General features: G+C 53.8%; 11 protein-coding genes and 1 pseudogene. 3 read left to right on the top strand and 9 right to left on the bottom strand.

Translation table 11 applies throughout. The features are described from left to right. Positions 1-27 precede the first annotated feature (27 nt). The 5 genes and pseudogenes from AU509_RS03900 to AU509_RS03880 form a co-directional block, all read right to left on the bottom strand. On the bottom strand, positions 28-1,092 hold the full coding sequence (locus tag AU509_RS03900) for a glycosyltransferase family 4 protein (protein ID WP_094117693.1): 1,065 nt from the start codon (positions 1,090-1,092) through the stop codon (positions 28-30). A 42-nt stretch (positions 1,093-1,134) separates the two neighbouring features. Continuing rightward, positions 1,135-2,286, bottom strand: a complete 1,152-nt coding sequence (locus AU509_RS03895) for a hypothetical protein (RefSeq protein ID WP_094117692.1) — start codon at positions 2,284-2,286, stop codon at positions 1,135-1,137. A 153-nt stretch (positions 2,287-2,439) separates the two neighbouring features. After that, positions 2,440-4,613 (bottom strand): annotated as a pseudogene (wzc, locus tag AU509_RS03890) (tyrosine-protein kinase Wzc). A gap of 15 nt (positions 4,614-4,628) precedes the next feature. Further along, positions 4,629-5,063 (bottom strand): arsenate reductase/protein-tyrosine-phosphatase family protein, encoded by a 435-nt coding sequence (locus AU509_RS03885; protein ID WP_085652672.1) that lies wholly within the window; start codon positions 5,061-5,063, stop codon positions 4,629-4,631. 13 nt (positions 5,064-5,076) lie between these two features. Further along, positions 5,077-6,213, bottom strand: a complete 1,137-nt coding sequence (locus AU509_RS03880) for a polysaccharide export protein (RefSeq protein ID WP_094117691.1) — start codon at positions 6,211-6,213, stop codon at positions 5,077-5,079. Between the two features lie 862 nt (positions 6,214-7,075). On the opposite strand from AU509_RS03880, the gene AU509_RS03875 reads away from it, so the two are divergent. After that, entirely contained in the window at positions 7,076-8,656 is a 1,581-nt protein-coding gene (locus tag AU509_RS03875) for a TerC family protein (RefSeq protein ID WP_085652674.1), read from the top strand. A 217-nt stretch (positions 8,657-8,873) separates the two neighbouring features. Continuing rightward, positions 8,874-9,263: a GFA family protein gene (locus AU509_RS03870; protein ID WP_094117690.1), complete on the top strand. Its 390-nt coding sequence runs from the start codon at positions 8,874-8,876 to the stop codon at positions 9,261-9,263. 130 nt (positions 9,264-9,393) lie between these two features. Here AU509_RS03870 and asmA read toward each other — a convergent pair whose 3' ends face one another. The 4 genes from asmA to apbC all read right to left on the bottom strand — a co-directional run bounded on the left by asmA (position 9,394) and on the right by apbC (position 13,804). Further along, positions 9,394-11,184 carry an outer membrane assembly protein AsmA gene (gene asmA, locus AU509_RS03865; protein ID WP_094117689.1) on the bottom strand — a complete coding sequence of 597 codons (1,791 nt, stop codon included), beginning with the start codon at positions 11,182-11,184 and terminating at the stop codon, positions 9,394-9,396. A 48-nt stretch (positions 11,185-11,232) separates the two neighbouring features. Beyond that, the gene (dcd, locus tag AU509_RS03860) at positions 11,233-11,814 is read right to left on the bottom strand and encodes a dCTP deaminase (RefSeq protein ID WP_085652677.1); all 582 of its coding nucleotides are present in this window, start codon (positions 11,812-11,814) and stop codon (positions 11,233-11,235) included. 86 nt (positions 11,815-11,900) lie between these two features. After that, complete coding sequence (gene udk / locus AU509_RS03855) at positions 11,901-12,542, bottom strand: uridine kinase (RefSeq protein WP_085652678.1); 642 nt, start codon at positions 12,540-12,542, stop codon at positions 11,901-11,903. Between the two features lie 152 nt (positions 12,543-12,694). Continuing rightward, positions 12,695-13,804, bottom strand: a complete 1,110-nt coding sequence (apbC, locus tag AU509_RS03850) for an iron-sulfur cluster carrier protein ApbC (protein WP_094117688.1) — start codon at positions 13,802-13,804, stop codon at positions 12,695-12,697. 226 nt (positions 13,805-14,030) lie between these two features. Here apbC and metG point away from each other — a divergent pair, with 226 nt between their 5' ends. Further along, positions 14,031-16,061: a methionine--tRNA ligase gene (metG, locus tag AU509_RS03845; protein WP_094117687.1), complete on the top strand. Its 2,031-nt coding sequence runs from the start codon at positions 14,031-14,033 to the stop codon at positions 16,059-16,061. Positions 16,062-16,254: the final 193 nt, after the last annotated feature.

Below are 16,254 nucleotides of genomic sequence, written 5' to 3'. Positions count from 1 at the left end.
ATTCATCTCCCTAAAAATAAAAAATAATCAGCGTTTAACTAAAACGCCATCAATAATTTGACTCAATTGTTCTGCGGATTTATTCCAGGAGAATCTTTCTATATTTTGATATCCCTTTTGAATAAGAGAACTCCTCAAATCAGGCTCAGAAATGACCGAAGCGATTTTTTCACGCATATCTTGAATGTTTAATGGCGAAAAAAACGTCGCGCTATCGCCTAATACTTCCGGCATGGAGGCTGCATTGGAGGAAATCACCGGACAACCGCATGCCTGAGCTTCCAGAGGGGGAATACCGAAGCCTTCATACAACGACGGGAAAATAAACGCGGTGGCGTTGCGGTAAAGCGCCAGCAGGTCGTCATCGCTGACGCGGCCGACGAATTGAATACGGTTTTGGTCGAGTTTTTGCAGATAACTCTGCTTTTTAAAACTGCCTGAGCCGCCCCCCACCACTTTCAAGGTGATGTCTTTATTGTCCAATTGGCTGAAAGCTTCGATCAGACTGTGGAAGTTCTTGTGATAATTCGGAGAAGAGACCGCCAGCAAATACGCATCATGGCCCGCGTCCGCGCTGACTTTAGCATTACCGCTAAATTTGCCGCTGACCGCATTGTAAACCACCGCGATTTTATGAGGATCCACATGGTAGTATTTACCCAACTCCAGCTTGGAAAATTCGCTGACGGTAATCAGCTTATGCGAATTTTTAATCATCAGCGGGACTAAGGTGTTATACAGCAGCCTGAATTTCTTGGAGTAACTCTGCGGATAGCGTTTATAAGTGACATCGTGATGCGTCACAATCTTGTTTTTATAAAATACCGGTGCAGTGCTGCATAAATTAACTAATAAAGGCGAGCCGTTGTGCTTGAGATAACGGGGAAGATCATATTGCTCCCACGCATGGCCGCTGTTTTTACCGATGATTTTGACGTTGAGCTGTTTAGCGACATCGTGTCGCAATATATCGCGCGGCGCTAAAAACATCACGTCATCCCTCATTGTATTCAGCGACAGGCTCAGTTCTTCTGCAAAGCGCTGCACCCCGGTAATATCCTGAGTCAGGAACCTGGCATTGACAAAAATCACATGATCACCCTGATGGTCTGGTTAAAAGTATCGGTATCATCCCTAACGATATTGTTTGTTCGTGATGATGTAGTAATACGTGAGGATAATGAAGCTATCGACGGTGAAGAGCGTGACGGTCTGCGTGAAACAGATCAGGATCCCCATATCATAGCTATCCAGTTTCAATAACACGGAAGCCAGAAAGATCGTCATCAGTCCAAATACGCCCATTTCCACCAAAATGCCCGACAGGCCAATATTGGGTTTGAGTCCTTTAGGCTCGAAGAAACCGATGATCGGCTGGCTGCTGTTGAAACACTCATATTCCCTATCGCAACCAAATAGCAGGTTAGGCAGCTTCATATCCGTCAATAAATAGGACGGAGAGAAACGGTGAGCGAAAGATTCATGATCGTAAAAGTAATCCGGCGACCCCACATTCAGGTAATGCGCCAGGCAAACTGACAGAAAAATAAACGCCATAATCGTGATGTTGACGGGTATTTTTCGAATGTAATGCCGCAGCAAATACAGAAACAGGAAGATAAACAGCACCAGAGAGACTTTGGACAGGCTGAACATAAAGGCCAGAATAAAAATCAGTATCTCTTTTTTGGTCAGCTTTTTATCTCTTGCTCTGATGATAAAGGTAATCAGCAGCAGCGATACAAAGAAGCCAGCCTCTCGGGATAACCCCGACATACGCGGAAGGAAGAAGACGACATATTGGTTCGTGTAAGTCTCTGTCGCATAGGCACCCCAGATGAGCGTCGATATCGCGCTGGGGCCAAGCATGGCGGAATACTCTTGTCCAAATTGGAAAGCGATAAATTGCAACACGCACCACAGCGCGGAAAAGATCAGGCAGACGAAGATCTTGTCGACAATTGGCTTACCCACTTTGATCAGATAAATGACGCCGAGGCTGATAGCCGTGCCTTTGACTGCAATATCAATACGTCCAATCATCAGACAAAAGCTGAGAAACAGCAGGATGAACAGCGTCGGTTTTAACGTGACCTTTTTGAGTCGCGCAAGAAACTGGAAATCCAAGAACACCAATGGCAGCCATAAATATACGGTCATGTCACTGATATAGGGGTTTAACGGCGTGGCGATAAACAGGGCAGCGATCAGCCAACGCAATGTCGATGTCAGAGCACCTTCCCTATAGTTCACTGCCGGGGCGTTACTTTCAATGGCTATAGACATTAGCGAATACGCTCTAAATAAAATGAACGACAGATAGGAGGGTGGCAGGCGTCGGACGGCGATATCGCAGCGGTGCGGTCTGGAAGCCGCCAAGCAATAGGGCTTCCAGACCCTTCGACGTCGGATATACGCCTGCCGCTCAATCAGCGGTCGTTAGTTATCCGACTTATATTCATACGCATAGTAGTTGTAACTGCCATCTCCGTAATAGCTGGCCGCGCGTTTCACAACAGCGTTCAAGATCACGCCTTTGATGTCAGTACCGTTTTGCTCGAAACGGCGGATACTGACTTCGATCTCTTTCGGCGTGTTCACCAGGAAACGCGCCACCAGCAGCGACGTGCCCACCTGACGACTGATGATCGCCGCGTCGGTCACCGCCAGAATCGGCGGCGTATCCAGCAGAACGATGTCGAAGTTTTCACTTGCCCACCCCAGGAAACGGGAGAAGTTATTGTGCATCAACAGTTCCGACGGGTTCGGCGGGATCTGACCACGTGGAATAAAACTCAGATTTTCCTGCGCCGTCTGACGCACCGTGGTTTCTGCGGCAAGCTGTCCAGACAGAATATCTGACAACCCTTTGTCGCCGCTCGTCCCCATCAGCTGGTGGGCATAGCCTTTGCGCATGTCGCAGTCCACCACCAGCACGCGCTGACCCGACTGGGCGACGACCGCCCCCAGGTTGGCGCTGATGAAAGACTTGCCGATACCGGGACTGGCGCCCGAAATCATCAGCACGTTATTTTTCGCTTCCATCATGGCGAAGTGCAGGCTGGTGCGCAGACTTCGGATCGCTTCGATCGCCAGATCGGTCGGATTGCCCATCGCCAGCAGCGCCGGAACCATAGGGCTGCCGCGTTTGTGTCTGACGGCCGTTTCACGATCTTTCTTCTGCTGCCATTCGGACAGCGGCACGCTGGCGTAAACGTTGACGCCCAGCTCTTCCAACTGCTCTGGGTTTTCAATCCCTTTATGCAGTACGGTTTTGAGCACAACGAAAGCGACGGATACCATGGCGCCAAGGATGATAGACAGCAACACCATCAGCGCTTTCTTCGGTTTCACCGGGCTCATTTCCACCATCGCAGAGTCGATGATCCGCACGTTGCCGACGGTGCTGGCCTTGTTGATGCTGAGTTCCTGCTGTTTATTCATCAGTTGGACATAGACTTCCTGACCGACGTTGACGTCACGCGTCAACCGCAGAATTTCCTGTTGCGTCTTGGGCATGCTGTTGACGCGTTTGTTCAGCTTGTTCCGCTCATCTTCCAGCGTTTTGCGTTTTTCCATCAGGCGCGGTACGCCGGATGCTCCTTGGTGTAGAGCTTGGAAATTTCCGCTTCTTTGAAGGTCAGCTCGTTCAACTGAGACTCAACGCCCACAATCGTATCCAGCACGGACTTCGCTTCCAGCGAGAGATCCACAGAATCATTCTGCTGGCGGAACAGATTCAGCTTATTTTCCGCCTCATCCAACGAGGTTCGTACAATAGGCAACTGGCCTTTGAGGAACTCCAAACTTTTCGCCGCTTCCGCCGATTTCCGTTCAACGTTCTGCTGCAGATAATTATTGGCGATGCTGTCCAGAATCTTTTGCGTCAGCTCCGGGTTAACGCCTTCCAGCGTCAGGGATAATACGCCGGTATCTTTGCCTTTATCCGCCACCGCCAGCGCATTGAGCGTTTTATTAATCGCCGTCAGCTCGTCCAATTTACGTACGTTGAATTCCGTTCCTTCCGGCGCTTCAATATCACTGACCAGAATAGAAACCCTGTCGTGACTTTCCAGCTGTCCGACTTTCCCCGTAATATCAACGCGGCCGTCGCTGTCGGTCAGGTGATAGCGCCCGCCATCCAGCACTTCCAGCGTCAGCATTTTATTCATTAATATGCCGGGGACTTGCAGGCGCGAAATGGCGATATTTCCCGACTTCTGATTCATAATACGCGCAAGGCCTTTACCGATGCCTGGGAAGTATTTTTGCTCCACCTCCGTGTCCAACGATAAGTCCTGAACAGTTTTCCCAATCACCATCCGGGATTTGATTAATTCAATCTCAGCGGCAGATTGCGGCTTGGCGTCCGGCAACATACTAGAGACATCTTTCAAGAGACTGTCTCCCGCATCCTGCTCCACCTGAATTAACGCGTCGGCGCGATATATCGGCGTCGCCATTAATACATAGAGAATGCCGAGAACAGTAAAAATGGTGGTGACGCTGATAATAAGCCAGCGGTTATCCAGCATTGTTCCCAGTAAACGGCCCAAATCGACATCGTCTGATTTATCAATTTCAGATGTTTTCACGGCAATTTTCTCTGACATCTTAATCCCTGCAGGTTAACGGCTCAGTGCCTGCGCCCATTGATGGGCAGACTGTTCTAATTGGGTGTATACCATTTCAAACGTTTCACGACTTCTACGGTAAGGGTCGTCGATTTCCTGCTGGTTCAGCCAATGGCCGAACAGCATGGTTTTCCCTCTCACTTCCGGCGCAAGACGGCCAACCGCATCAATGTGGCCCTTCTCCATCACCAGAATCAGGTCAAACTGGCGGCACAGCGCGCCGGTCAGCTGACGCGCGCTATGCCCCTCCAGCGACAAGCCATGCCCGGCCGCGACTTCCGTTGCCACTCTGTCCGCGGGTTTGCCGACCAGCGCGCCCAGTCCGGCCGAGGCCACTGTCTTGTCCGGAAGCGCCTGCTTCAATAACCGCTCCCCCGTCGGAGAGCGGCAGATGTTGCCGACACAGACCACCAGAATGGAATCAAACATCGCTTCCTAACTCCTAGGGCCAGTTGCGGATACGCAACGAGCCTTCGCTGAGATCGTTGAACCCGCCAATCGTCGGCACCAGCTGCGTGATCAGACGGTTCCAACGCGCCACCGGCGCCGTCGTGACATACACCACGTCATAAGGTTGCAATTTGAATTCGGAACCCATGACCAGCGAGGTCGCATCCGACGTATTCAACTGGTAGATGTTCGCCAACTTCGGCCCCTGGGTGCCATGCAACGGACGGATAACGAACACCCCGGTCGCATCGGCGAAGGACTGGTTCATCCCTTCCGCATTGCCCAACGCTTCGGTCAGCGTCATGCCGCTGCGGTCCATTTTCAACGTAGTCTGTTTGTTGACTTCGCCCATCACGAAGATTTTCAAATCATCATCGCGCGGGATAAACAGAATATCGCCCGGATACAACAACCGGTTCTGGGACAGATCGCCGTTCTGCATCAACGCCTGCAGCGAAATCCGCTCGTCTTTACCGTCATGAGTCAGAATCAGGTTGCGCCAGTCGGCGTTAGTGGTCAGGCCACCCGCGCTGTTGATGGCGTCAAGGATGGTCAACGGCACGTTGGTGATAGCCTGTTGACCCGACTTGGAGACTTCGCCCGTAACGTAAGCTTTCTGCGAGCGGAACGCCGCAATGCTGACTTCAACCTGCGGCGATTCGATGTACTGCGCCAGGCGACGCATAATCTCGCCGCGCACTTCGCTGACCGTCTTGCCCGCCACCTTCACCTTGCCGATATAGGGGTAGAAGATGGTGCCGTCAGAGTGGACCCAGTTGCCGGTATCGCTGGCGCTACGGTATGTCCCCGCCGGCGTGGTCAGTTCAGGATGATCCCAGACCGTCACCATCAGGACATCGCCCACGCCAATGCGATATTCGTAACTTTGCAGCTCTTGCTCCAGGTGCGGATTAGCCTGTGCAATGACAGGTTTGGTCCGAAGACGATCAATTAATGAAGGGGTAATCGGGTATACATTCACCAGTTTGCTGATATTGAAATCGTCATCCGGCTGTTCCACCACTTCTTTATCGGAGATCGAGAGGTGCGAACCCGGAATAACCGTACACCCTCCCAGTAATATCGTCGAAACAAGCAGCGGAACTAATCTCATTTTTAGGTTTATCATCCTGTTATGCCATCGCTTTTCAATAATGGAAGTAAAGGGCGCACCAGTTATAAGAAAAAACTGTCATGTTTGTGAAATAAGAAAGTTCTATTAGCGTTAAGGCTTGGAAATATCAGATTACGGCATGTTTCTGCCCAATACATCACTTTCCTTCTTCTTATCATCAATTGTGTTTCCACTCCGTTCATTAACCCTATTAAGGTTGTGTTTGTTGCTGGCTCTTGATTAAGAGACGGACATTCACGGCCCGAATAAAACATTAGAACAGCTTAATGATAACCCTCAAAAAGTAATTAAAGTTACCGACAAAAGTTATTTAATTACCCAGATTTAGGTACGCTACCGCCCTTGGCTTGCAGCAACCAATCCGCTAAATACATTTCTTTCTTTAAGGCAAACATAAATTCTGTGTGCTATCTGTAAAATCAATAGGAAAAACACCCGAAAATAGAATTCAATTCATGAATAAATAAACCTTATTCACGCTTCAAAAGCATAGGGAAAAATAATTCCTGATGACAAGGTGAATATCGACGACAACGCCATTTTCGGATAATGGCTATAACGCCCCTCTTTATTTTTGGCAGACGCCCCTGATTCGTTGCAAAAACACGATATTAAGTCCGTATTTAAGCTTGAAAGAGGTGGGTTTATTAGCCATAACTAAATAAATCCTTAAATAATATTTGTTACCGGAAGATAGCACCTTCGGTTTTTCTTTCCCCTAGGTTTATTCCTATAACCACGCTTCGCCCACGTGAGGAATTAGCCCGCAGGGGCACAATGTCTGGTGGGATGGGGTGTGTCCTGATAACCTATCCGGTTATTAAATACATGATGTTAATAGAGGTAATTTCCGATTATGGAATGGATGGTCGATCCAACAATCTGGGCCGGTCTGGCCACGTTGGTGGTGCTGGAGCTGGTGTTGGGCATTGATAATCTGGTGTTCATCGCAATTCTTGCTGAAAAACTGCCGGAAAAATTAAGGGATCGCGCAAGGGTCGTCGGCTTGTCATTAGCACTGCTGATGCGATTCGTTCTACTCTCTTCACTCTCCTGGCTGGTCACACTGACCTCGCCCTTGTTCTCCATGCTGGGACAAGAATTCAGCGCACGCGATCTTATCGTACTGATCGGCGGCCTATTCCTCCTCTTTAAAGGAACGATGGAGCTCAACGAACGGCTCGAAGGCAAAGACGAGGATCAGCAAAATCAACGTAAAGGCGCGCGCTTTTGGCCCGTGGTGGCGCAAATTGTGGTGCTTGACGCGATCTTCTCACTGGATTCGGTGATCACCGCCGTCGGTATGACCGACCATTTATTGGTCATGATGGCCGCAGTGACCATCGCCATCGGCCTGATGCTGCTGGCCAGTAAGCCGCTTACCCGTTTCGTCAGCGCCCACCCCACCATCGTTATTCTGTGTCTGAGCTTCCTTTTGATGATCGGCTTCAGTCTGGTGGCGGAAGCTTTCGGCTACTACATCCCCAAAGGCTATCTCTACGCGGCGATCGGCTTCTCCGTCATGATAGAGATGCTGAATCAGGTAGCGATGTTTAATCGACGCCGTTTCCTCTCTTCGGCCATGCCGCTGCGTCAGCGCACGGCTGAAGCGGTGCTGAAACTGCTGCGCGGCGAGCAGGAAGACGGGGATCGAGAAACCACGACCCACGCCGACAGCACCGATGCCGACAGCCAGCAGGTCTTCAATCAGCAGGAACAGCGGATGATCGAGCGCGTGCTCGGGATGTCCCAGCGTTCCGTGGGCAGCATCATGACTTCCCGTCATGATATCGAAAACGTTGATATCAATACCGCGCCGGAAAACCTTCCCGCGCTGATGGAAAAAAATTCGCATACCCGCCTGGTCGTTACCGACAGTAATGTGTCGGATGAACCCCTCGGCGTCGTGCATGTCATTGAGCTGCTGCGTCAGCAGTTAAACGGCGAGCCTCTGGACCTGAGAACCCTCATCCGGCAACCGCTGGTCTTCCCGGAGCAACTCTCGCTGTTGTCTGCGCTTGAGCAGTTCCGCGAAGCGCATACGCATTTCGCGTTTATTGTGGATGAGTTCGGCTCGGTCGAAGGCATTGTGACGCTGAGCGACGTGATGGAAACCATCGCGGGCAACCTGCCGCTGGAAGGAGAAGAGCTGGACGCGCGCCACGATATTCAGATGAATGAAAACGGCACGCTTATCGCCAACGGCTATCTGCCGGTTGAAGATTTGCTGATGTACGTCCCTTTGAAACTGGAAGAGAAACGCGAGTTCCATACGTTGGCTGGCCTGTTGATGGAACATACGCAAAAAATACCGGAAGAAGGCGACGAGGTGCGCATCGATAACGTGTTGTTCCGGGTGCTGTCCGTAGAAAGCCACCGCATTATCAAGGTGTTGGTGATCCCACAGGACGACAACGAAATAGAGTACGAGGTCTAATCCCTTCAGTTTAGGGCCGACGACACCGTCCCCTGCGCCGCTCACTGAGCGGCGCACTGCCTCACAGCTTCAAGTCCGACTATCATGCCCCGCGAGATCGCTTTCCTGCGATGACGCCCATTACTCCCCAGCGCCTCTACGCAACGCCACACATAGTGGGAGCAAACCATTTTTGCTACATTGCCTCTACATTACTGACCGATGAGGAATCACGACGATGGCAGCCGAACTATCCGGGGGATGTCTATGCGGTTATATCCAATTCAAGGCGCTGAATCCCGCCAAAGCGCACTCCTGCTCCTGCGATATCTGTCAGAAACAGACAGGGGGCCAGACGGTCGTCTGGCTGGAGTTTGCATCCGCGGATGTTGCCTGGACGGGCGAAGGAGGTCAGCCGTCCCTGTATCGTTCTTCCGAAGCCTCAAGCCGGGCCTTTTGCGCCCGCTGCGGCAGTTCGCTAGGCGCGATTGACGATGCGCCCACTCTCGCTCTGCTGACTGGGGTATTTGACCAGCAGGAAGATGTGGCGCTGATGCCTGTTTCTCACTCGTTCGAGGATATGAAACCGGCGTGGTGGAGGAGACTGTGCCCCGACGCCGTGGCGTGAAAGGAAAAGCCTAGCAGATGCCCGTTATTCGGGTAACGGAGTTATACCCGAAATCGGGTGACATATATGATGAAGTGGGCTGAGAGGAAAAACCCTGAGGCCGCGCCGTCACCGGCTGGCCTCAGGTATATCAGTCAGGCTGGTTCTTCTTCGACCAGTCGTTGATCTGTTGCTTCAGCTCGTCTTGCAGACGCTTACGCAACATCTGGTCGACCGGTAACTGATAGTTCAGATTATCGAACGGACCATACAGACGGAAAGGAATCCGGGTATTTTTCAACAGCTGTACCACGCGGTCGTCGCCCTGCCAACCATCAATCACCTGCACGCTGAGATTGATGTCACAGCTTTGGGCAGGCAGATCCAGCAACCCTTCCCCGCCGACCGCCAGAATCTGCGAGCGCCCGTCCAAATTGTACATCCGCAGTTTCCCGGCATTCAGGCGGGCCTGACCGGTAATCTGCTGCATCTCGGTGTAATGCTCGTCGCCGCTTTGCCCTTGAACCCCATTGCTGTTACGTTCCACCGCCTGCTGGATCATGCGCGGAATGTTCAGCCCATACAGCCGCAGGCGGCTCGCCTGTAGCGCGGCGTTGCCCTGCCATTTGGACAGCATTGCCGGCACGGTGAGGCTGTCACCGCTGAATTTACCCTGCATCGTAAATGTGCCGCTCAGCGTTTCCGGCAACGTCAGTACCCGCATCAGATCGGTTAACTCGACGTTCTCCAGTTCAGGCTGCACGTTAATCGCCGGAGAGGCATCAATATCCAGCGTTCCCGGCAGTGAAAAATGGCCTTCGCCTACTTGGCCGCTCAGCTCGGCAACCGTCACTTTACCCCGCTGATTGGCACCGCTCACGCTGAACTGGTTCATCTTGACGCCGCGGTAGATCAGAGTGTCAGCGCGCAACGCGAAATGCGCGGTGAAATTACGCAGCCCGCTGTTCGCCAGCTGCGGCGAAACATCGCTGGAGATAACCGGTTTCACGGCGGACGCTTTGTCCGCATCGGCCGTATCGTCATCGTTTTGAGTCAGTCCCAGCAGCGTGTCCAAATCCAGCTGCGCCGAGCGCAGGTCGACCGTATAATCCGGCACAACCCCTGACGTATAGGCCGCGGTTCCGCTTAACTGGCTTTGATTAGCGCTCAGAGCAAACTGGCTGACGGTAACTTTTTCCGGCTGACGTTGGTAAGTGGCCTGCATAGAGCCTGTGCCGGTGATACCGCTCGCAGGCAGCCCGGCGCCTTGCAGCTGATAATCCAGACGGTCGATGCGCGCGCTGATCCGCTGAGGAAACTCACGCATATCCAGCACCGACGAACCCGACAGAGAGAGATCGCGCTGGTCGCGGTTAATGCGGGTGGATAACGTCAGCTGCGCCTCATTGGGGCCGCCGCGCGTCATACGCACATTGATGTCGCGCAGATTGAGCTGTTCGCCATTTTCCTGCTGCATAATCAGCAGACTGTCGGCGACGTCTATGCGCCCTATGTCGAAACGCCAGCCGCTGCCGATATCCGGTTCGGACGATCCCGGCGGGGCAATCGGCTGATTGCTTTTTTTCGGCTGACTTTCCGGGGTGAGCCGGACCACCGCCCCTTTCAGCATGACCTGCTTAACTTCCAGCCGATGGGACAGCAAAGGCCATAGCTTGACGTCCAGACGCATGTTCTCAGCGCTGACAATCGGCGCCTGAGCGCCCGGCGCGCTCAGAGACATCCCGCCGGACAGAATGCTCAGCTGCGGCCAGACGTGCCAACGCAGATCGCCGTCCATCTTCAGTTGATAGCCGCTCCGGGCCGCCACCTGACGAGTCATGTAGCCGCGAAAATCATTCGGGTTGATGAGCACGACTAACGCACTCATGCCAGCGGCAAGCACCACCAGCAGAATAACCAGCGCGGTAAAGAGTCTTTTCATGCCATCCTCATTGATATTCGGGCTGCATCAGGCGGCGGCGTCTGTGACTTAGTCTTTGTCGATCCGGCTAGCCACCGCGCCTTGCTGATCTTTGTATTTGGCGTCCTGACGTCGGTTATAAGGCCGAGCCGCCGGGCCTGACAGCGGTTCAAAGCTGAGCGCGCCGATCATCATGCCGGGACGGAGCGCCAACGGCAGCTTCCCTGAATTATAGAACTCCAGCACGATCCGGCCCTGCCAGCCCGGATCGATGCGGTGCGCGGTCACATGCACCATCAGCCCCAGACGCGCCAGCGAGGAACGGCCATCCAGCCAGCCGACCAGATTGTCCGGCAGAGTCACCGATTCCAACGTCACCGCCAGCGCCAGCTCTCCCGGATGCAGGAAAAAGGCTTCGCCTTCCGGCAGATTGATTTCGTCGCTCATCACGCGATCCAATGCCGCGCTGACTTCGTCTTTCGGACCACTCAGGTCGATATAAGCCGCGGTATGACCGCGAAAGACGCGGAACTGATTTCCCAGACGCACATCTACCGTGGCGCCGTTAATACGTTCTGCGGGGGGACGTGGCGTAATCACCAGCCGACCATCATCCAGCCAGTTTTCAATATCGCGATCGCACAGTCTCATCATTTTCTCCGCTCAGGATTTAGACAGGTTACTCCGCTGCCGTCGGTTCTGAGTGACCGAGGGCGGCAGCGCCTGCTCGTAACAGTTTATTCAAAGAACTGGCTGATTTTCGCCTTCAAAATATCGATAGCGATGCGGTTTTTACCCCCGCGCGGTACGATGATGTCCGCATATTGCTTAGACGGTTCAATGAATTGCAAAAACATCGGACGTACAGTTTTCTGGTACTGCGCCATCACGGAGTCCATCGAACGACCTCGGTCGTTGACGTCGCGACGCATACGGCGCAACAGGCAAATATCCAGCGGCGTATCGACAAAGATGGAAAAGTTGAGTTCGCCCCTCAGACGGGCATCGGTCAGCAGCAGAATGCCTTCCAGAATAATGACTTTCTTCGGCTCGAGAAGCACCGTTTCTTCAAGGCGGGTGTGCTCCACATAACTGTACTGCGGCAGCGCGATTTCCTGTCCGCCCTTCAGCATTCTCAGATGCTGTAACAGCAGATTGTGGTCCATGGCGCTGGGGTGGTCATAGTTGGTTTTCACCCGCTCTTCCATCGTCAGATGGGTTTGATCCTTGTAATAGCAGTCTTCCGGAATGACACCAATATGTTCATCGCCCACCTGTTCACGCAACTCACGGTAAAGGGTACTGGCTATGAGACTTTTACCGGATGCAGAGGCTCCGGCAATCCCGATAATGACACACTGGTGAGACTTGTCAGTCATGGCAATAAAGACCTGGTTTACGAAAAATAAAAGAAGGGACACACCGCATAGGGTGTCTGAACGCCGCAATTATAGGGAGTTAGCCGCTTTCACGCCAGCACTAAGCGGGAGAGGGGTTCGCGTCCGAGCAGGACGCGAACAGGAATGGCGCGTTATAGCGCGCGAAACGCGATTTCAGTGGGGATGACTTCGCCTTGCCAGTACAGCTGTGCGGCGACCCGCCCGGCCAGCTCGCGATAGAGCGAGGTAAACTCGCTGTCGGGCTGGCTGACCACGGTCGGTTCGCCGCGATCGAGATCTTCACGTAAAGCGATGTGCAGAGGCAGTTGGCCCAGCAGCGCACAGTGATATTTTTCCGCCAGCTTTTGCGCGCCGCCCGTGCCGAAAATAGGCTCCAGATGACCGCAGTGGCTACAGATATGCACGCTCATGTTTTCAACGATACCCAGAACCGGCACCTTCACTTTCTCGAACATGGCGATGCCTTTCATCGCATCCACCAGCGCGATGTCCTGCGGCGTGGTGACCACCACAGCGCCAGTCACCGGCACGTTCTGCGCCAGCGTCAGCTGGATATCGCCCGTCCCCGGCGGCATATCCAACACCAGATAGTCGAGATCGGGCCACAGCGTATCCTGCAATAACTGCAATAGCGCTTTGCTGGCCATCGGCCCGCGCCACACCATGGCATTGTCATCCGTGACCAGATAGCCGATGGAGTTGGAGGCGATGCCGTGCGCCACAATCGGCGTCATATGCTCGCCGTCCGGCGATGTTGGCCGTTCATGCGTCGTTCCCAACATGGTAGGAATGGACGGCCCGTAGATATCCGCGTCGAGGATCCCCACGTTCGCGCCTTCCGCCGCCAATGCCAGCGCCAGATTCACGGCAGTGCTGGACTTGCCGACGCCGCCTTTGCCGGAGCTGACCGCCACGATGTTTTTCACGCCTTTGACGCCGGGCTGATTGTTCGCTCGGCTCAACGTGGCAATCGCGTGCGTCAGCCGCCACTCCACGCTTTTCGCGCCGGTGAGACGCAGCAGTTCGTCGCTGACCGACTCCTTCAGCACCTCAAGCCCGCTCAGCCAGACAAAAGGCATCACAAGCTCAATGTGCAGCACGTCATCCAGCAGCGCGCAGTGATGCAGCGCGTTGAGCGCCATCAGATCTTTATTCAACGTCGGGTGTGTAAAGGCGGCAAGTACGCGGCTCACCGTCTCGTGCAGCGCGTCAGGGCTGTGCCCGGGGAGGTTATCTTTCATCCCGGCTCCTTGAAATTTTGTCATTAATCAGAACACGGCTTTAAGCATAACAGAACGCCGCGAACGGGCGTACCGGCACGGAACAAAGTCTTTTCAAGCGCTGCCTGAGCGCCGTTTGTCGCGGGCTAGCGCACGTGAAGCCGCATCCAGAACAGGTTTACGCACCGCGCCGCTATCGGTTAACATCGTGGCTCTTTCTCACTCATTAACAAGCAAGTTCCCCACTATGACTCAAGTCGCAAAAAAAATTCTGGTAACGTGCGCGCTGCCTTATGCTAACGGTCCTATCCACCTCGGCCACATGCTTGAACACGTTCAGGCGGATATTTGGGTTCGTTATCAGCGAATGCGCGGCAACCAGGTTAATTTCATCTGTGCGGATGACGCCCACGGTACGCCTATCATGCTGAAGGCTCAGCAGTTAGGGATCGCGCCGGAGGAGATGATTGCGGCCGTCAGTCAGGAGCATCAGCAGGATTTCGCGGGCTTCAACATCAGCTACGACAACTATCACTCCACGCACAGCGAAGAGAACCGCGAGCTGTCTACGCTGATTTATCGTCGCCTGAAAGAAAACGGCTATATCAAGAGCCGCACGATTTCCCAGCTGTTCGACCCGGAAAAAAGCATGTTCCTGCCGGACCGCTTTGTGAAGGGAACCTGCCCGAAATGTAAAGCGGCGGATCAGTATGGCGACAACTGCGAAGTGTGCGGCGCGACCTATACGCCAACCGAGCTGATCGATCCGAAATCGGCGATTTCCGGCGCGACGCCGGTCATGCGTGACAGCGAACACTTCTTCTTTGATCTGCCCGCTTTCAGCGACATGCTGCAAGCCTGGACGCGCTCTGGCGCGCTGCAGGATCAGGTCGCGAACAAAATGCAGGAGTGGTTCGACTCCGGTCTGCAACAGTGGGACATCAGCCGCGACGCGCCCTACTTCGGCTTCGAAGTGCCGGATGCGCCGGGCAAATACTTCTACGTCTGGCTGGATGCGCCGATCGGCTACATGGGTTCATTCAAGAACCTGTGCGACAAGCGCGACGATCTGAATTTCGACGATTACTGGCATAAAGACTCTGACGCCGATCTCTATCATTTCATCGGCAAAGATATCGTCTACTTCCATAGTCTGTTCTGGCCCGCCATGCTGGAAGGCAGTAACTTCCGTAAGCCGACCAACCTGTTTGTCCACGGTTACGTGACGGTGAACGGCGCGAAGATGTCCAAATCTCGCGGCACCTTCATCAAAGCAGACACGTACCTGAAGCATCTGGACGCCGACTGCCTGCGTTACTACTACGCCGCGAAGCTCTCTTCCCGCATTGACGATATCGACCTTAACCTGGAAGACTTCGTACAACGCGTGAACGCCGACATCGTCAACAAAGTCGTCAACCTGGCTTCACGTAACGCGGGCTTCATCAATAAGCGTTTTGACGGCAAGCTGGCCGATACGCTGGCCGACCCGGCGCTGTACAAAACCTTTACCGACGCGGCCGACAGCATTGCCGACGCCTTCAGCAGCCGTGAATCCGGCAAAGCCATTCGTGAAATCATGGCGCTGGCCGACCTGGCCAACCGCTACGTCGACGAGCAGGCGCCGTGGGTCGTGGCGAAGGAAGAAGGCCGTGATGCCGACCTGCACGCGATCTGTTCAATGGGTATCAACCTGTTCCGCGTCTTGATGACCTACCTCAAGCCGGTACTGCCTTCGCTGGCCGAACGTGCCGAGGCATTCTTGAACACGGATCTGCAGTGGGATGCGCTGGCTCAACCGCTGCTGGGCCATCAGGTTAATCCGTTCAAGGCGCTGTTCAACCGTATCGATCCGAAAAACATCGAAGCGATGGTTGAAGATTCCAAGCAGGATATCGCCGCCGCCGCCGCGCCGGTCAGCGGACCGCTGGCGGACAATCCGATTCAGGACACCATCACGTTCAACGATTTCGACAAGGTCGATATGCGTATCGCGCTGATTCAAAAAGCGGAGCTGGTGGACGGTTCGGACAAGCTGCTGCGTCTGTCTTTAGATTTGGGCGGCGAAACGCGTCAGGTCTTCTCGGGGATCCGCGCAGCCTATCCCGATCCGGCCCTACTGGAAGGCCGCCTGACGATCATGGTCGCGAACCTTGCACCGCGTAAGATGCGTTTCGGTATTTCCGAAGGCATGGTGATGGCGGCAGGCCCCGGCGGAAAAGACATCTTCCTGCTGAGCCCGGACAGCGGCGCACAGCCGGGTATGTTGGTGAAATAATTATTGTCAGGCTGGGCTTCGGCTCAGCCTGTTTTTACTCCCCTCTTTGATTCTCCCTGTCGCTTGAACGCCCTTCGGTCTGCATTTCTCTGCTGATTTCCAAGATTTATCCCGCGCCACTCTGGAGCGCGTTAACCGAACACACATCGATGGTGACGTCGCTGCAAAACTGGTGGCGGATAAACCGAGATCG

Source organism: Lonsdalea britannica (genome assembly GCF_002111595.1).
Taxonomy (GTDB): Bacteria; Pseudomonadota; Gammaproteobacteria; order Enterobacterales; family Enterobacteriaceae; genus Lonsdalea; species Lonsdalea britannica.
This window is presented reverse-complemented; position numbering and strand designations above follow the sequence as displayed.